This window comes from Pseudomonas sp. DW-iso17 (assembly GCF_058725345.1).
The window spans coordinates 27157-43755 of the sequence record NZ_JBZXEA010000019.1; the positions used below are offsets into that span (position 1 = coordinate 27157).

Below are 16599 nucleotides of genomic sequence, written 5' to 3' on the forward strand. Positions count from 1 at the left end.
GGGGTGCTCTCAGTACAGGGCGTGAAATGTTGCCATGTTACTGGGTTGCCCTGCTGGGTCAAATCACCTTGAACTGCCGGGCGATGTCAAGTTTGAGCTTACCTGCGATCACATTTTTATAACTGTCGTTCGTTTCATCAAAGCCCAAGGGGTGTTTGTCAGAGAAATTCAACTTTGTCAGTATCTTGGTCAACATCCTATATCTGCCCCCCAGTCTGGAGCGTTTCGCCACTAATAGCGCATCGGGTACACAGACTTGATAACGAGGGACTAAGCGAAAGGTCGCAATTGAATTATCCACTTTCAGGCATGTGCCATTGGTTGCCATCACCTCAATTTCGTAGGACGTACTGTCAGCCTGAAGTCTCAATTTATTCAAGTCTAGCCCCCCGCCCTTATATGCAAGCCTGAAAGATATATTCTCCGCATCCACCAAGGGGTGCAGATGAGGTGTCAAGTCAAACCGGGTAGTGCCTTTCATTTGTGGCCCGTTACACTTTTCGCAGCAGGGGATGAAATTCCCCATGGTTAACGCTAGTAAAGGAAATTCGGCCTGCGGGTAATAATGATCAATATTTGGCCTGTACGCTTTCAACCCATCAGGACTTACATAAGTGTCAATGGGCGTTATATGGCAATAAGGGCAAATTTTCGATCGGATGGATGTACACAATGCATAGGCGTCCCATCTTTTTAACAGGACCACCCTCTCTTTAGCTGAAAACTCCTTATAGCACAGATACTTTTTGAAAAAACCATTCAAATAGTCAATATCAACAACACGGGCAAAAGTCTGACTAAAGGCAACAATCACACCCGGCAGCGCCAACGGGTCACACCCACATATGGCCTCCCTGTGTTTATCCAAGAACTCGACAAGACGATGCTGAGTCATGGCCGGCCCGACGAATCCTTTTAAGGCATCAGTCAGTCCTTGCAGCTTCCATAGCATGAATAATTTGTGCCTGACTGCGATGTCCTCCCACACCCGCGCGATGTTAACAATCATGAATATCGCCTCTCCGGAGCACGATATAACGCTTCCTTGATGCCAATATCGCCAATGCTCTCAAGCAATAATTTATCCAAGGCCGAAGAAATGCCCTGTTCAAGACGCTGATGGAGTGCATTTATCTTTTCCGCCGCAAACTCACCAATGGCAGCAGTCCCAAAAGAGTTCAGGATAATGTCTTCCAATGGAGCTGCAAACGTATTCTGAGGTGTGACCCTGTCATCCAGGTTAGTTACCATGCACGCTGGAAAATCACCCGTTATCACAGGGGAGTGCGTGGCAACCACTACCTGCACAATCTTCATGTCAAACTCCGCTTTCACCCCTGCCAGGAATTTATTCAGCAAGGAAATATAACGGCGCTGCCACTCAAGATGAAGATAGGCATCGCCCTCATCGATAAGCACCATGACGTGCTTTAATTTCTTTCCCGCCATGGTTATAAAACCTTGGCGGAGCAAAAAAAACTGGTCAACCAGGGCCCTTACACCCGAGCTTTGATCTGTCCAACGCACTTCGACTGCAGCGGTCGACATTTTTATCTGCTTGATTTCCTCTGCCGAGCCTATAGCAAATGAATAGGACCGGGGGTGTTTGCGGATATCATCCTTCGCCCCAACCTTTATAAAATTGAGCGTGGCACGATAAGTCATCATCAGCAAATCGAACACTTCCTTATCTTCGTCGTAACGTCCATCGCTGGCGAGTTCAAAAAAATTAAAGAAAAATCGCCCAATACGATCATGATCAGGGATTTTTTTTGCCACCGACGTTAAGGCAGCGAGCATTACTAACTTATTGCTTTTACCACGGGGAAGTTTCGATAGAGCAAAACGCTCCAACCTGAGCACGCAGGTATCAAGCAAACGCTCAATCTGGATGTTCAAACGTTCATTCTCATAGTAATCCGAGCTTACAAACTGGCGCTTTTTTTGAATTTTCGCGTATTCAGATAAAAATGTAATCACCGGCTTGTGCGCCGTTTGAAACCCGGCAAGATTGCTCATGACGACAAGCGCAGGCGCCAACACGGTCTTGAACAGCTCAAATTCATAACATACTTCTGCCCTCAAACTTGCGTTCAATTCCAGATCGCTGGCCACTTGGTAGAACTGCTCGGCTCGCGCAGAATTCTCTACCTTTCCAAACCGAGGAGAAGCATCGACGAATCGGTTACGAAAAGGTAGCCGGCGCCGGTAGGGAACGGGAGAGAAGTAAATTACACCAATACGTTCAAGCTCTTCGTCAGACAGTTTCTCCGAAGATGTTTCGCGATCATCATAAACGGCTCTTCGAGGGGTAGAGACAGGCGATGAAATATACGCTGCCATGTCACACAACAAGGCAGTTTTACCAGAACCGTTATTACCCAGAATCAAACGAATCGTGTCCACATCAAAAAAGCCATTCCATTTCAGGCTCTCTTGATTTTCGAATTCAAATTTATTCGTACCTGTCTTGACCGCAATCAACTTGTTCATCTGCATAGAATCCCTTACGCAGCCCGTCAATCATTAGGGCAATTCAAAAAGTCGTGTGTCGTGGGCCAGACAATGGCACCAACAAGTGATGCCATTTTGCCACATGTCTGTGCCCTGCGGTAAGGCATGCGTACTTCACGCCATTAACCGCAACCGCCAATACCCATTGAACCGCAACTCCACCGACGATAATGGCTCAACATCAATCCGGTAGAACATCAAGACAGGCAACTGCATGACGTACAGCATCGCCGCGCGGATGACGAACGGGTGGGTCACGGCGATGACATGGCCGGGTTGGGTTTTGAGGGATTTAAGCCATTGGCCGACCCGCATGCACAACTGACCCACCGACTCGCCGCCGTGGGCTGCGCTGGTGCTGTCGGTGGCCCAGGTGTTCAAGGTTTCGCTGTCGAGCTGGCCGATAGCCTGGCCTTTCCATATGCCGACATCCAGGTCGCGTAAGGCGGGTTCGACCTGGGCGTTATTGCCGAACAAGCCCGCGGTTTGACGGGCTCTCACTTCAGGGCCGCACACCAGGCGTGCCTGTTGTTTGTAGCGCCCGGCCAGGGACAAGGCCGCGCCCTGCCAGTCCATCGTGACGGACTCGTCATCAGAGAAACGCCCCTGCTTTTGCAGGGGCGTGATGGCGTGGCAGATCAGGGTCAAGCGGGTGGCCGGCATGGCAATTCTCTGTACCTGTAGGAGCGAGGGGGACGCCTAGTTCTTGCTCGCGAAAAGCGTCAACGATAACGCGTGCTGCCTGAATAAGCGCGGCGCCTATGAGTTTTTCGCGGGCAAGCTCGCTCCTACGGGGTGTTCGTGCTTCAAGCCAGCGCAGCGCTGGCGGGCACGGCCGTGGAGTGACCGCTGGCGACAAAATCCTCCTTGCGCAACACCACCAACGCCAGCAACGACACCACCCCGGTCGCCACGTAGAAATACCACGGCGAGGTAATGTCGCCTGTCACCTTGATCAGCCAGGTGGAAATCAACGGTGCGCTGCCGCCAAATACCGCCACCGGCACGTTATAGGCCACCGCAATCCCGGTGGAACGAATGCGCGTGGGCAGCAGTTCACTCATCAGCGCATAGGTTGACGACGCGTACAGCCCGAACAAAATCGCCACCGCCATCAACGGCGCGAAGAAGGTCGCCGGGGTGGCGGTGGGGGCGGATTTGAACAGCCAGAACATCGCCAGGGTCGCCAAGGTGCCGATCACCATCAGGAACGGCTTGCGCCCGTATTTATCGGTAAAGGCCCCGCCAAATGGCATCACGAAAGCCGCCGAGAAGCTGGCGACGAACACGTACAGCAAGGTGGTGCCGCTGTCGAACTTGAGGATCTTGGCCATGTAGGTCGAGGCAAAGGTCAGCACCAGGTAGAAAATCGAGCTGTGCAAAGTGATGATAAAGAACACCAGGGCAATCGCACGCTTCCACTGCCAGACCTCGCGCAGCGGCGCCCGCGACGTTTGCCCGGCGCGTTGCAGGGCCAGGAACTCGGGGCTGTCTTCGAGCTTGAGGCGGATGTACATGGAGATAAAGCCCAGGGGCGCGGCGATCAGGAACGGTACGCGCCAGGCCCATTCCTGCATGACCTCGGCGCCCAGCACCCAGGTCATGCCATTGGCCACGGCGCCACCGAGCAGCAGGCCAAGCACGGCGGTGACCATCAGCCAGCAAGTGGCGAAGCCGCGGCGACCGGGCCCGGCGTATTCAGAGATGAAGCTGGTGACGGTGCCGATTTCGCCGCCCGCCGAGAAGCCCTGTACGCAGCGCACCAGAATCAACAGGATCGGTGCGGCGATGCCCAGGCTGGCGTAGGTCGGCAACAGGCCCAGCATCACCGTGGAGCCGGTCATCATCACCAGCGCCATGATCAGGGTTTTGCGCCGGCCGATCTTGTCCGCCAGCGGGCCAAAGAACAGCCCACCCAGAGGGCGGATAAAGAAGCTCAGTGCAAACGCGGCAAAGCTGGCCAACAGGCTGGTGGTGGGGTCATCGGAGACGAAGAACGCCTGGCCGATATAGACCGCGAGAAAGCCATACACGCCGTAGTCGTACCACTCGATCAAGTGGCCGGAGGTGGCGCCCAGAAACGCCCGGCGGCGCTTGCGGACGGTGTCTTGTGCGGGATTGCCCATCGTGGGGACTCCTTGTCTGATTATCGATCCATGTTAAAGCGCGGCGATACTCGCGGTTTGCAGCCAATGCCGCAAGTCGGTCTTGAGAATCTTGCCGTAGCTGTTCTTCGGCAAATCGCTGCGCCACACATATTTTTTCGGCTTTTTGAACGAGGCCATGCGCGCCAGGAACCAGGCCGTCAGCTCGCTTTCGTCCAGCGGCTGGCCGCTGCGCGTCACGACAAAGGCCACCACCGACTCACCCCATTGCGCGTCCGGCTCGCCCACCACGCACACTTCGAACACCTCGGGATGCTGGGCCAGCACTTCCTCGACTTCACGCGGGTACACGTTGCTGCCGCCACTGATGATCACGTCCTTGGAGCGATCCGTCAGGGTCAGGTAGCCGGCCGGGTCGAGGTAGCCGATGTCGCCGGTCAGCAGCCAGCCGTCCACCAGCGTCTGGCGCGTGGCCTGCGGGTTGCGCCAATAGCCTTGCATCACCGTGGCGCCACGCACCGCGATTTCACCGCGCTCGCCGGTGGGCAGTGGCTGGTGCTCGGCATCAAGAATGCGGATCTCGACACAGGCTTGCGCGTGGCCCACCGAGGCGGCCAGGGTGGCCCAGTCGGGACGCTGGCGCTCGGCGATCAAGGCGCGTGGCAAGACGCTGATGGTCATCGGGCTCTCGCCCTGGCCGTAGATCTGCACTAGGCGCGGGCCGAAGGTGTCGACTGCTTCGCGCAGGTCGGCCAGGTACATGGGGCCGCCGCCGTAGACGATGGTCTTGATGCCGGCGCCGTGATAATCCTGGCGCCGCGCCTGCTCGACCATGCGTTTGACCATGGTCGGCGCAGCAAACAACGACACATCGCCCATGTGCTCGGCCAGCCCGAACAGCTCGGCGGCATCGAAGCCATGGGAGGCCGGCACCACATGGCGGGCGCCGCAGCGCACATGGATGAAGTTGTACAGGCCGGCGCCGTGGGACATGGGCGCGGCATACAGCGCCGCATCGTCGGCGTTCACTTGATCGACATCCGTGGCGTAGCACAGCGACATGGCGATCAGGTTGCCGTGGGACAGCATCACGCCTTTGGAGCGCCCGGTGGTGCCGGAGGTGTAGAACAGCCAGGCGAGGTCGTGATCCTGGCGGGGCACCGGCTGCTCCAGGCCGGGCCAACCATGGCTGGGCGGCAGCGGGTGGCCGTCCAGTTCCGTGCAATGCACGGGCAAATCCCGCGATGAAAATACCTGGCCGCCGTCGGTAAAGATCAGCCGCGCCTCGGCATTATCGGTAATCCACGCCGCTTCGCTGGGGTGCAGCTTGGCGTTGATCGGCACCGCCACCCCGCCCATCCACCAGATGGCGTAGAGCAGTTCCAGGTAGTCGCAGCTGTTTTTCATCAGCAGCGCCACCGCGTCTCCCGGCACCAGGCCATGCTGCTCCACCAGGTGCGCGGCGCGTTGGCGCACGTGGGCGGCGAAGGTGGCGTAGTCGGCCACTTGCACGCTGCCGTCGAACAAGGCCGGGCGTTGCGGGGCCCGGCGCTGGGTGTCGTGCAGCCAGTTGGCAATGTTCATGGCTCAGCTCCGGCGTGCCTGCAGGACCGAGGCGTAGTTGGCCACCGCCATGCCGCCCATATTGAACACCAGGCCAAACTCCGGGTTGGGCACCGCCAGGCCAATCGGTTCGCCGGTCAATTGCCGGAACGCCAAGGCATGCATGGACACCCCCGTGGCACCGACGGGGTGCCCCTTGGCCTTGAGCCCGCCGGAAAGGTTCACCGGCAAGCGCCCGCCGGCGCGCACCACGCCGCTGTCGAGCACGCGATGGCCTTCGCCCTTGGGCGCCAGGCCCATGGCTTCGTAGATCAGCAACTCGGCAATGGTGAAGCAGTCGTGCACTTCGGCGAAGCTCAGGTCGGCCAGGGTCACATTTGCGCCGCGCAATGCTGAGTGAATCGCCCGCTGCGGGCCCTCGAAGGCGAGGATGTCGCGTTGGGCGATGGGCAGCGTGTCGTTGACCTGGGTCATTGCACGTATCTGCACCTCGCGACGAAACTCCCGCGCACGTTTGGGCGAGGCGAGGATGATGGCGGCGGCGCCATCGCTGATCAACGAGCAATCGGTCAGGCGCAGGGACTCGGCCACGAACGGGTTGCTTTGGGAGACGTTATTGCAGTGCTCGAAATTCATCTCCCGATGCATCTGCGCCAAGGGGTTGGCCATGGCATTGGAGTGGTTTTTGGTGGCGATGGCCGCCATCGAGCCCAGCGGGCAGTGGTAACGCTCGGCGTATTGGCGGGCGGCGCGGCCGAACAACTGCGGGAAACTCAGGCCGGCTTCGGCCGGGTCGTTCTGGTAGCCGGCCCCGGCCAAGGCTTGGGTGACTGCGGCGGTGCTGGTGTGGGTCATCTTCTCGGCGCCCACTACCAATACCAGCTCGGCGCTGCCGGAGAGAATCGCATTGACCCCCGCCTGGATCGCTGCCGAGCCGGACGCACAGGCGTTTTCACAGCGGGTGGCAGGTTTGAAGCGCAGACCGGGGTCGGCTTGCAATAGCAATGAGGCGGCAAACCCGTCGGGCACCAGCCCCGAGTTGAAATGACCGAGGAACAACGCATCGATTTGCGACGCGTCAATCTCGGCGTCGCTCAGGGCTTCCCGGGTCACCTGGACGATCAGGTCTTCCAGCGTCGTGCCTTCCAGGCGACCAAAGCGGGAGTGACCAGCGGCAACAATGGAGACGCAATCAGCAGGCATAATCAATTTCTTCTGTTCTTGATTCGGACTTTACTTACAATGACCCACCCCTGATCGTGCGCCAATTCGTGTAACTACTTACACGGGTAAGTAGCGCCCCAGGGCATTGAACAACGAGGCAGGATGCCCCATGACCGCGCTAGCCCAGCAATTTCCCGACCTCGAACGCCTGGCGTTCAAGCTGTCCCCTGCCCCGCAGATCGTCACCAGCGACCGCGTGATTCTCGACTGCAACGACGCTTTTCTGAAGCTGTTCGGCTACGCGCGCGACGCACTGGTCAACCAGCTGACCCTGCTGATCTACCCGTCCCAGGCCGACTACCACGCCATCGGCAAGCGCAGCCATGACTGGCTGCTCGACAGCGACAACGGCTTTTATTCCGATGAACGCTTCATGCAGCACCACAACGGCGAAGTGTTCTGGGCCAAGTCCCACGGTTACACCCTCACCCCCAAAGACCCATTCAAACTGATGATCTGGCACTTCGAACGCCTAGACCGCATGCACCAGGGCACCGGCGACCTCACGCCCCGTGAGCGGGAAATTGCCATGCACATCGTCAACGGCTTCAAATCCAAGGAAATCGCCCTGCGCCTGGCGATCTCCCACCGCACCGTTGAGGTGCACCGGGCGCGGCTGATGAAGAAACTGCAGGCCAAGACGGTGGTGGAATTGGTATCGAAGATCATCATGGTGGCCTGACCTCAATGCCCAAAGCAGCGAAGATCAAATGTGGGAGCTGGCTTGCCTGCGAAAGCGGTCGTGCAGTCATAGATGCAGTGACTGACACGCCGTCATCGCAGGCAAGCCAGCTCCCACATTTAAATTGAGGGGCGTCAGGTAGCTGAAACGTTCAACCGAGCACGTCCATACAATTCCCCACCGCCCTGCCCCCCTAACCTCACGGCTTTCGAACCCTCAGAAGCGCTGGAGAACGGGCATGGGTAACACAACAACCAAGGTATCGCTGGCATTGACGCTGCTGGCAAGCGCGATGATGAACAGCGCGTTCGCCGCCACCCCAAGCGTGGCCGTGGCGCCGCAATACGACACCAGCCATGTGTATGTGGCACCGGCCGATGTGGACCGTTTTGCCCAGAGTTTCCTCGCCACCTTCGGCGGCAAAAGCACGCCACAGGTCGTGGTCAATGTGCTGCCGGTACCGAGCAGCACCACCTCGCAACTGCTGCAAACCCCGGCGGGTACGGTGTCGTTGTTCGGCTTTACCACCCCCGTACCCCACCCGTTCGGCCAGGAACGCAACGGCTATCTGGTCAAGGACATGGACGTGGCCCTCAAGGCCGCACGGGAAAATGGCGCCGATGTGATCGTCAGCGATTTCCCCGACCCCATCGGCCGTGATGCCGTGGTGCAGTGGCCGGGTGGTGTGAACATGCAGCTCTACTGGCACACCAAGACCCCGGATTACACCGCCTTCGACACCGTGCCGGAAAACCGTGTGTATGTGTCTCACGACAGCGCCGAGCGGTTTATCAAGGCGTTCCTGGGTTTCTCCCACGGCAAGGTAGTGAGCGACGACAAGCACGCCCCAGGGGTTGATGTCGGCCAGGCCGGCGGCCACTACCGCCGCGTGGATATCGAATCGCCGTTCGGGCGCATGGCGGTGCTGGTCACCAACGGCCAACTGCCCTACCCGTTCGGCCACGACACCACCGGTTATCAGGTCAACGACCTCGCCGCCACCCTGGGCAAGGCCACCGGGTCTGGTGCCACCGTGCTGGTGCCGGCGTTCGACAGCAAAGGTCGGCGCAGTGCGTTGGTGGAGTTCCCCGGCGGTTATGTCGCAGAAATCCACCAACTCAGCGCGGCAAAATGATTCGTCACGCAGGCTGGAGCCTGGCGGTGGTGTGGCCGTTGCTTGCTGGCAGCGTGCAGGCCGACGACCCGCCGGTACGCCCGGTGATCAAGGCCAACCGCTGGCAGGAGGACTGGTCTGTGCTCAAGGACCCGGCGTTGCGCACGCAACCGCTGGACAACCTCAAGTACATCCCACTGTCCGCCGCCAACCCGTTCACCTACTTGTCGTTGGGCGCAACCTTGCGTGAACGCTTCGAGATGAACGACGCCAGCGGGTTCGGCGTGCGGGATGTACCGCGTGACCGCTACCTGATCCAGCGCTTTCAGGTGCACGCCGACTTGCACCTGAACGAACACTGGCGGCTGTTCACCCAGCTGGAAGATGTGCGGGCCTATGACAAGACCACGATTGGCGGTGCCGACCAGAACCGCGTCGACCTGCGCCTGGCCTTTGCCGAATACGTGAAGACCTTCAGCGCCGGCACCTTCAAGGCACGGGCTGGCCGCCAGGATTTCGCCTTCGACTTGCAGCGCTTCATCTCGTCACGGGACGGCCCGAATGTGCGGCAGTCCTTCGATGCGTTGTGGGCGGACTGGGAAACGCCGCAATGGCGCTTTATCGGGATCGCCAGCCAACCGGTGCAGTATCAGGATGGCCGGCATTTCGACGACAAGTCCAACAGCGACGCGCGCTTCCACATGCTGCGGGTCGAGCGGCTGGTGGGCGGCACCAATGAGCTGTCGGCCTATTACGGCGTGTACGAGCGCAGCGCCGCTCATTACCTGGACGCCGACGGCGAAGAGACGCGCCAGTTGCTGGACGCCCGCCTCGGTGGCGCAGCCCAGGGTTTCGACTGGGACGTCGAAGCCATGCTGCAACGGGGCTCGGTGGGTAGCAAGACGATTCGCGCCTGGGCCGGTGGCAGCCGCACCGGCTACACCTTTGACACGCTGGCCTGGAAGCCGCGTATCGGCCTGCAACTGGATATCGCTTCCGGTGACCGCCAGGCCGGTGACGGCCGGGTCGGCACCTTCAACCCGCTGTTCCCCAATGGCTATTACTTTTCCCTGGCGGGCTATACCGGCTACAGCAACCTGATCCACGTCAAACCGTCGATTACCGTCAAGCCCCTCGCCAAGCTCAGCGTGCAAACCGCCGTCGGCCTGCTGTGGCGGCAGACCACCGCAGACGCCGTCTACACCCAGCCCAACCTGCCCGTGGCTGGCACGGCGGGCCAAGGTGAGCGCTGGACCGGCGCCTACGGTCAACTGCGCACCGACTACGCCTTTACGCCCAACCTCAGCGGTGCGGTCGAGGCCGTGCACTACGCGGTCGGCCAGACCCTGCGTGATGCCGGTGGACACGACAGCAATTACCTGGGCATGGAGCTCAAGTTCAGTTGGTGAGACAAGCACACCCATACAAGCCTCGGCTCAGGTTTACGGCAATAGTGATGCGGTTTTTTCACCGCCCTTTTTCAGCCCTGCAAGGAGTTTCAGATGAGCACATTCGTTGCCAAAGACGGTACCCAGATCTACTTCAAGGACTGGGGCAGCGGTAAGCCCGTGCTGTTCAGCCACGGCTGGCCGCTGGATGCGGACATGTGGGAATACCAGATGGAATACCTGAGCAGCCGTGGCTTTCGCACCATTGCCTTTGACCGTCGTGGTTTTGGCCGCTCGGACCAGCCCTGGACCGGTAACGACTACGACACCTTCGCTGACGATATCGCCCAGTTGATCGAACACCTGGACCTGCAGGACGTGACCCTGGTGGGCTTCTCCATGGGTGGCGGTGACGTGGCGCGCTACATCGCCCGCCACGGCAGTGCCCGTGTCGCCGGCCTGGTGTTGTTGGGCGCGGTCACGCCGATCTTCGGCCAGCAAGCCGACTACCCCCAAGGCGTGCCTGGTGAGGTGTTCGATGGCATCAAGGCCGGCCTGTTGAAGGATCGTGCGCAGTTCATCAGCGACTTCAACACGCCGTTCTTCGGTCTCAATAAAGGCCAGCACGTTTCAGAGGGTGTGCTCAGCCAGACCCTGCAGATCGCCATGCTTGCCTCGCTCAAGTCGACCGTGGATTGCGTCACCGCGTTCTCGCAAACCGACTTCCGCCCGGACATGGCCAAGATCGACGTACCGACCCTGGTGATCCATGGCGACGGCGACCAGATCGTGCCGTTCGACACCACCGGCAAAGTCGCGGCGCAGATGATCGAGGGCGCACAACTGAAAGTGTACAAGGATGCGCCGCACGGGTTTGCCGTGACCCACGCTCAACAGCTCAATGAAGACCTGTTGGGGTTCCTGAACCGCTGAACCTTGAAACATCCTCTCCTTGTTTGGCCGGGCTCGCCCGGCCTTTTTTTGTTCAAGCAAAGCGCTGAGCCAATACCAGCCGGCCCGGCCCGGCAATGAGGATGCTGGTAAAGATGATCAACAGCAGCCAGCCGAACTGACCTTCGAACAGCGTCCACTCCGGGTGCACCACCAGCAACGCGATGACCAGCACCGCCAGGATCGGCAGGCACGCCAGGCGCACCAGCACGCCCGCGATGATCAGCAGCGGGCACAGCACCTCGGCAAAGATCGCCAGCAGCAACGTGACATGGGCGCCCAGGTGAAACGGGTCCTCGATCAGCTTCAATTGCTCGCTGTAGTGGAACAACTTGGGCAACCCATGCACCCACAGCAGGAACAACGCCCCGCTGACCCGCAGAAACAACAGCCCGATATCCTGATTTCTTGCTTGGTTCATATGCCACCTGTTTGCGTCGAAAATGACCGGCAGTCAGTGTGTCCAACGTCGCGTCGCCGCACTTGCAGGCTTGTGCTGAAATCCTGCGTTTGCATTGCCCAAAGAACCCGGCATGATCTTGCTGAACTGCCGACCCCGCGCTACGGTCCCAACCCATACGCTCATCGCTACAGGAATTTTTCCATGACGCTTCCCCAAGAAATGACCCTGATCGAAATCACCACCCCTGGCGGGCCCGAGGTCTTGCAGCCGCGCAGCGCCGACGTGCCAGTGGCCGGGCCAGGCGAGATTCTGATTCGCGTGCACGCCGCCGGGGTCAACCGCCCAGACGCCTTGCAGCGCGCGGGCAAATACCCGATGAAGCCCGGCATGAGCCCGATCCCGGGGTTGGAAGTGGCCGGTGAAGTGGTGGCGCTGGGCACTGGCGTGAACGAATACAGCCTGGGCGACAAGGTCTGTGCCCTGACCAATGGCGGCGGCTATGCGCAGTATTGCGCGGTGCCGGCCAGCCAGGCGCTGCCGATCCCTGCGGGCATGGACTGGATTCAGGCCGCTGCCGTGCCAGAAACGTTCTTCACGGTCTGGGCCAACCTGTTCGGCCTCGGCGGTGCCCATAAGGGCCAGCGCGCATTGATCCACGGCGGTACCAGTGGCATCGGTACCACCGCGTTGATGCTCTGCCAGGAGTTCGGCATCCAGGCATTCGCCACGGCGGGCAGCGCCGACAAATGCGCGGCGATTGCCAAGCTCGGTGCCGAGCCGATCAACTACCGCGAACAGGACTTTGCCGAGGTCATCGCCAAACAGACCGACGGCAAAGGCGTCAACGTGATCCTCGACATCATGGGTGCCTCATACCTGAACAATAACCTCAAGGCCCTGGGCATGGACGGCCACCTGGTGATCCTCGGCTTCCTCGGTGGCGGCAAGGCCAACGACGTCGACCTGCTGACCATCCTCGGCAAACGCGCGGTGATCACCGGCTCACTGCTGCGCGCCCGCACCCGGGAAGAAAAGGCCGAGATTGCCCAGCAACTGCGCGAACACGTGTGGCCGGTACTCAGTGCCGGGCGCTGCCTACCGATGATCGACCAGGTCTACGCCTACACCGACGCCGCCCAGGCCCATGCGCGGATGGAAGGTGGGGACCATATCGGCAAGATTGTGTTGCGGGTGGAGTGAGGCGATTCGACTTGCTCGCGAAGGTGGTGTGTCAGTCACTGTATCTGTTACTGCACGACCGCTTTCGCAGGCAAGCCAGCTCCCACATTTGATCTTCATTGCTTCGAGCATAGCGTTCGTTTAACTGACCGGCGTTAGGGCAAGCCTCCTCCCACACTGGATAAAACACAGGCCATCATGGGCTATCACGGCTGTTGGGCATACACCGGATAGTCCACATACCCCGCCTGTGTCCCGCCATACAGGCCTTCGGCCTTCAACGCATTCAATGGCCAGCCATTGAACAGCCGCTGGGGCAAGTCCGGGTTGGCAATGAAGGGCCGTCCAAAGGCGATCAGGTCCGCCAACCCGGTCTCTACCAGCCGTGCGCCGCGCTCGGCGGTGTAGCGGCCGGCGTAGATGATCCTGCCGCTGAAGGTGCGGCGCACGGCCTGGCGGAAAGTCTCGGGCAGGTCGGGCGCGTTGTCCCAGTCGGCTTCGGCGATGGACACATAGGCGATGCCCGACGCTTCCAGCACTTTGATCGCTTCGATATAGGTAAGGTGCGGGTCTTCTTCCACCAGGCCGATGTAGACCCGGTCCTGGTCGGTGCCACTGAACAGCGGCGAAAAGCGCACGCCCAGGCGCTCCGGCCCCACCACCTTGCACACCGCTTCGACAATCTCGCGCAGCAAGCGCAGGCGATTGTCCAGCGAGCCGCCGTACTCATCCTCACGCAGGTTGGAATGGGCCGAGATGAACTGGTTGACCAGGTAGCCGTTGGCCGCGTGGATTTCCACACCGTCGAACCCGGCGTCCAGGGCATTGCGTGCAGCCTGGGCGTAGTGCCCCACCAGCTCTTCGATTTCCAGCGCGGTCAAGGCGCGGGGTACCGGTGGCTGCACCAGTTTACCCACACCCGGCCCGGTTTCAATGAAGGCTTTGGCTTGCAACGCCGCCAGTGCAGACGGCCCCACCGGTGCACCACCGTCAGGTTGCAGCGCGTGATGGGACACCCGCCCCACATGCCATAGCTGGGCGAAGATCACACCGCCCTCGTCATGCACCGCTGCGGTGACTTTGCGCCAACCCTGGATTTGCGCCGGTGTATGAATGCCCGGCGTCCACGCGTAGCCCTGGCCCCGGGGTTCGATCTGCGTCCCCTCGCTGACCATGAACCCGGCACTGGCCCGTTGACGGTAATACTCGGCCATCAGGTCGGTGGCGATATTACCCGGCTGGGCGCTGCGCTGGCGGGTCAGCGGCGGCAGTACGACACGGTTGTTCAAGCGGTGATTCCCCAGCTTGATCGGGGTGTTCAGGATGCAGTCAGGCACGGCGATATTCCAAATTCAGGACGAACGAAAACCGTGGCAACTCCTGGGAATCGCCACCGTGTAGATCGGTTGATTAACTTAAGCGCAGAGTGTCAGCAGGGCCTTGGCCACTTCGCTGGAGCTGCCTGGGTTTTGCCCAGTCACCAGCAAGCCATCGACGAGGACGAAGGATTGCCAGTCAGCGCCCTTCTCATACTGGCCGCCCAGTTTTTTGAATTCATCTTCAATCAGGAACGGCACGACTTCAGTCAACTGCACAGCGGCCTCTTCCGAGTTGGAGAACCCGGTGACGCGGCGGCCCTTGATCAACGGCTCACCGTTAACCGCCTTGACGTGACGCAAGGCACCCGGTGCATGGCAGACAAAGCCAATGGGCTTGCCGGCCCGCTCGAAGGCTTCGATCAGCGCGATGGACACCGGCGACTCCGCCAGGTCCCACAGCGGGCCGTGGCCGCCTGGGTAGAACACGGTGTCGAAGTCGGCGGCGTTGACCGAGTCCAGCTTCACGGTGGTCGCCAAGGCTTGCTGCGCAGCCGAGTCTTTACCGAAGCGCTCGGTCTGCTCGGTTTGCGCATCCGGTTCATCGCTCTTGGGGTCCAGCGGCGGCTGGCCGCCGGCCGGGGAAGCCAACACCACTTCGGCGCCAGCGTCCTTGAACGCGTAATAAGGTGCGGCGAATTCTTCGAGCCAGAAGCCGGTCTTGCGCCCGGTATCGCCAAGCTGGTCGTGAGAGGTCAGTACCATTAATACTTTCATTTTCCAGTGCCTCGGTCGGTGTGAATAACAGTTGTCTCATGTTAGGCAGCGAGGCAGTGGCTCACAATGTCATATCCGCAAGGATTGCGGACATGCACCAAAGTCGGTTGCCGTTTGCCGGGCACGCGCCGACAATCGCCTCTCCCCCGCCCCTTGGAGAGATGCAATGCACAGCGTTGCGCTGATGGTTTACCCGAATTTCCAGTCGTTGAGCCTCAGCCTGGGCTCGGTGTTCGAGTGCGCCAACCTGCTGCGCGGCGAGCCGGCCTATGAGTTTCACCTGGTGTCGGAAAGCGGCGGCGCCGTGATGACCTCCCAGGGTTTTTCGGTGAACACCAGCGCGCTGCGCCCAGAGGGCTATGACACCTTGATTGTCAGCGGCTACCTGGAGTTTCGCCTGCCCGAAGCCAACCTGCTGGAGCTGGTCAAGGCCGCGTCCGCGCAGTCGCGCCGGGTGGCGTCCTTATGCATGGGCATCTTTGTACTGGCCGAGGCAGGCCTGCTGGCGGGCAAGCGCACCACCACCCACTGGATCCATGCGCCGGCATTTCGCAAACGCTATCCGGATATCCACCTGGAAGAAGACAAGTTGTTCATTGTCGACGGCCAGGTGTGGACCGGTGCGGGCATGAGCGCCGGGGTCGACCTGGCGCTGGCGATGGTGGAGGACGACCTGGGCAGCGGCCTGGCCCGGCGCATTGCACGCAAGCTGGTGATTGCCCAGCGCCGCGGCAGCGAGCAGTCGCAACTGTCGGCCTTGCTGGAACTGGACCCAAAGTCCGACCGCGTGCAGTTGGCCCTGGCCTATGCCCGTGAAAACCTCACCCATGATTTGTCGGTGGACGCCCTGGCCGACGTTGCCCGGCTCAGCCCCCGCCAGTTCAGCCGGGTGTTTCGCGAAGAAACCGGTCAAACCCCAGCCAAAGCCATCGAAGCCCTGCGGGTGGAAGCTGCGCGGGCGATGATGGAAATCAGCCGTCACCCGGTAGAGGTGGTGGCCCGCGAAACCGGGTTTGGTGATCGCGAACGCATGCGCCAGGCGTTCCTCAGGGCGTTCGGGCAGCCGCCTCAGGCGATGCAGCAGGTGCTGTTCAACCCGGGCTAGGCCCGTGACGGCCTGACAGCCGACGCCTATCTACCTGAAGTGCCATGATCCAAATGTGGGAGCTGGCTTGCCTGCGATGGCGGCCTACCAGCCGACACTTACCTACCTGACACCCCGCGATCAAACTGTGGGAGCGGGCTTGCTCGCGAAGGCGGCCTGGCAGCCGACCAGAATCTTGGATCAGACCGTGTACATATCCGTTATTTGGGTAACGGCTGCTTATGGTTCCGCTTTTACAGCCAGCCCTTTCAAGGTCTTCTGTAAAATCCCCTGAAATT

15 protein-coding genes are annotated in these 16599 nt (G+C 60.2%); 6 read left to right on the plus strand and 9 right to left on the minus strand.

What is annotated here, in order from left to right; translation table 11 throughout:
* Positions 1 to 58: 58 nt before the first annotated feature.
* The 6 genes from AC4PS6_RS14305 to AC4PS6_RS14330 form a co-directional block, all read right to left on the minus strand.
* Positions 59 to 1009, minus strand: a complete 951-nt coding sequence (locus tag AC4PS6_RS14305; RefSeq protein ID WP_019817302.1) for a hypothetical protein — start codon at positions 1007 to 1009, stop codon at positions 59 to 61.
* A complete protein-coding gene (locus AC4PS6_RS14310) occupies positions 1006 to 2493 on the minus strand; it encodes an AAA family ATPase (RefSeq protein WP_336827490.1) in 1488 nt (495 codons plus the stop codon). Before AC4PS6_RS14310 ends, AC4PS6_RS14305 begins: the two co-directional genes overlap by 4 nt.
* A gap of 135 nt (positions 2494 to 2628) precedes the next feature.
* Positions 2629 to 3177, minus strand: coding sequence for a histidine phosphatase family protein (locus AC4PS6_RS14315; RefSeq protein ID WP_336827491.1), 549 nt, complete (start codon positions 3175 to 3177; stop codon positions 2629 to 2631).
* Between the two features lie 143 nt (positions 3178 to 3320).
* Entirely contained in the window at positions 3321 to 4640 is a 1320-nt protein-coding gene (locus tag AC4PS6_RS14320; protein WP_275968540.1) for an MFS transporter, read from the minus strand.
* Between the two features lie 33 nt (positions 4641 to 4673).
* Positions 4674 to 6203 carry a class I adenylate-forming enzyme family protein gene (locus tag AC4PS6_RS14325; protein ID WP_014718102.1) on the minus strand — a complete coding sequence of 510 codons (1530 nt, stop codon included), beginning with the start codon at positions 6201 to 6203 and terminating at the stop codon, positions 4674 to 4676.
* Between the two features lie 3 nt (positions 6204 to 6206).
* Positions 6207 to 7385: an acetyl-CoA acetyltransferase gene (locus tag AC4PS6_RS14330; RefSeq protein WP_103451852.1), complete on the minus strand. Its 1179-nt coding sequence runs from the start codon at positions 7383 to 7385 to the stop codon at positions 6207 to 6209.
* A gap of 130 nt (positions 7386 to 7515) precedes the next feature.
* On the opposite strand from AC4PS6_RS14330, the gene AC4PS6_RS14335 reads away from it, so the two are divergent.
* The 4 genes from AC4PS6_RS14335 (at position 7516) to AC4PS6_RS14350 (ending at position 11523) form a co-directional block, all read left to right on the plus strand.
* Complete coding sequence (locus AC4PS6_RS14335; RefSeq protein WP_019817306.1) at positions 7516 to 8088, plus strand: LuxR C-terminal-related transcriptional regulator; 573 nt, start codon at positions 7516 to 7518, stop codon at positions 8086 to 8088.
* Positions 8089 to 8326: 238 nt separating this feature from the next.
* Positions 8327 to 9223, plus strand: coding sequence for a VOC family protein (locus tag AC4PS6_RS14340; RefSeq protein ID WP_019817307.1), 897 nt, complete (start codon positions 8327 to 8329; stop codon positions 9221 to 9223).
* Complete coding sequence (locus AC4PS6_RS14345) at positions 9220 to 10611, plus strand: alginate export family protein (RefSeq protein ID WP_336827492.1); 1392 nt, start codon at positions 9220 to 9222, stop codon at positions 10609 to 10611. The genes AC4PS6_RS14340 and AC4PS6_RS14345 overlap by 4 nt, the downstream gene beginning before the upstream one ends.
* 93 nt (positions 10612 to 10704) lie before the next feature.
* Positions 10705 to 11523: an alpha/beta fold hydrolase gene (locus AC4PS6_RS14350; RefSeq protein ID WP_014718098.1), complete on the plus strand. Its 819-nt coding sequence runs from the start codon at positions 10705 to 10707 to the stop codon at positions 11521 to 11523.
* 52 nt (positions 11524 to 11575) lie between these two features.
* On the opposite strand, the gene AC4PS6_RS14355 is transcribed toward AC4PS6_RS14350, so the two are convergent.
* A complete protein-coding gene (locus AC4PS6_RS14355; protein ID WP_014718097.1) occupies positions 11576 to 11962 on the minus strand; it encodes a DoxX family protein in 387 nt (128 codons plus the stop codon).
* Between the two features lie 183 nt (positions 11963 to 12145).
* Here AC4PS6_RS14355 and AC4PS6_RS14360 point away from each other — a divergent pair, with 183 nt between their 5' ends.
* On the plus strand, positions 12146 to 13144 hold the full coding sequence (locus tag AC4PS6_RS14360; RefSeq protein ID WP_072435719.1) for an NAD(P)H-quinone oxidoreductase: 999 nt from the start codon (positions 12146 to 12148) through the stop codon (positions 13142 to 13144).
* A 185-nt stretch (positions 13145 to 13329) separates the two neighbouring features.
* On the opposite strand, the gene AC4PS6_RS14365 is transcribed toward AC4PS6_RS14360, so the two are convergent.
* A complete protein-coding gene (locus AC4PS6_RS14365; protein WP_336827493.1) occupies positions 13330 to 14460 on the minus strand; it encodes an alkene reductase in 1131 nt (376 codons plus the stop codon).
* Positions 14461 to 14538: 78 nt separating this feature from the next.
* Positions 14539 to 15216 carry a type 1 glutamine amidotransferase domain-containing protein gene (locus AC4PS6_RS14370; protein ID WP_019817311.1) on the minus strand — a complete coding sequence of 226 codons (678 nt, stop codon included), beginning with the start codon at positions 15214 to 15216 and terminating at the stop codon, positions 14539 to 14541.
* A 166-nt stretch (positions 15217 to 15382) separates the two neighbouring features.
* Here AC4PS6_RS14370 and AC4PS6_RS14375 point away from each other — a divergent pair, with 166 nt between their 5' ends.
* The gene (locus tag AC4PS6_RS14375) at positions 15383 to 16321 is read left to right on the plus strand and encodes a GlxA family transcriptional regulator (protein WP_014718093.1); all 939 of its coding nucleotides are present in this window, start codon (positions 15383 to 15385) and stop codon (positions 16319 to 16321) included.
* Positions 16322 to 16599 lie beyond the last annotated feature (278 nt).

Excerpts from the sequence above, each read along its gene's own strand:
- AC4PS6_RS14330 (WP_103451852.1), bottom strand. The coding sequence starts at position 7,385 with ATGCCTGCTGATTGCGTCTCCATTGTTGCCGCTGGTCACTCCCGCTTT.
- AC4PS6_RS14350 (WP_014718098.1), top strand. The coding sequence starts at position 10,705 with ATGAGCACATTCGTTGCCAAAGACGGTACCCAGATCTACTTCAAGGAC.
- AC4PS6_RS14325 (WP_014718102.1), bottom strand. The coding sequence starts at position 6,203 with ATGAACATTGCCAACTGGCTGCACGACACCCAGCGCCGGGCCCCGCAA.
- AC4PS6_RS14370 (WP_019817311.1), bottom strand. The coding sequence starts at position 15,216 with ATGAAAGTATTAATGGTACTGACCTCTCACGACCAGCTTGGCGATACC.
- AC4PS6_RS14320 (WP_275968540.1), bottom strand. The coding sequence starts at position 4,640 with ATGGGCAATCCCGCACAAGACACCGTCCGCAAGCGCCGCCGGGCGTTT.
- AC4PS6_RS14335 (WP_019817306.1), top strand. The coding sequence starts at position 7,516 with ATGACCGCGCTAGCCCAGCAATTTCCCGACCTCGAACGCCTGGCGTTC.
- AC4PS6_RS14340 (WP_019817307.1), top strand. The coding sequence starts at position 8,327 with ATGGGTAACACAACAACCAAGGTATCGCTGGCATTGACGCTGCTGGCA.
- AC4PS6_RS14375 (WP_014718093.1), top strand. The coding sequence starts at position 15,383 with ATGCACAGCGTTGCGCTGATGGTTTACCCGAATTTCCAGTCGTTGAGC.
- AC4PS6_RS14305 (WP_019817302.1), bottom strand. The coding sequence starts at position 1,009 with ATGATTGTTAACATCGCGCGGGTGTGGGAGGACATCGCAGTCAGGCAC.
- AC4PS6_RS14345 (WP_336827492.1), top strand. The coding sequence starts at position 9,220 with ATGATTCGTCACGCAGGCTGGAGCCTGGCGGTGGTGTGGCCGTTGCTT.
- AC4PS6_RS14310 (WP_336827490.1), bottom strand. The coding sequence starts at position 2,493 with ATGAACAAGTTGATTGCGGTCAAGACAGGTACGAATAAATTTGAATTC.
- AC4PS6_RS14315 (WP_336827491.1), bottom strand. The coding sequence starts at position 3,177 with ATGCCGGCCACCCGCTTGACCCTGATCTGCCACGCCATCACGCCCCTG.
- AC4PS6_RS14355 (WP_014718097.1), bottom strand. The coding sequence starts at position 11,962 with ATGAACCAAGCAAGAAATCAGGATATCGGGCTGTTGTTTCTGCGGGTC.
- AC4PS6_RS14360 (WP_072435719.1), top strand. The coding sequence starts at position 12,146 with ATGACGCTTCCCCAAGAAATGACCCTGATCGAAATCACCACCCCTGGC.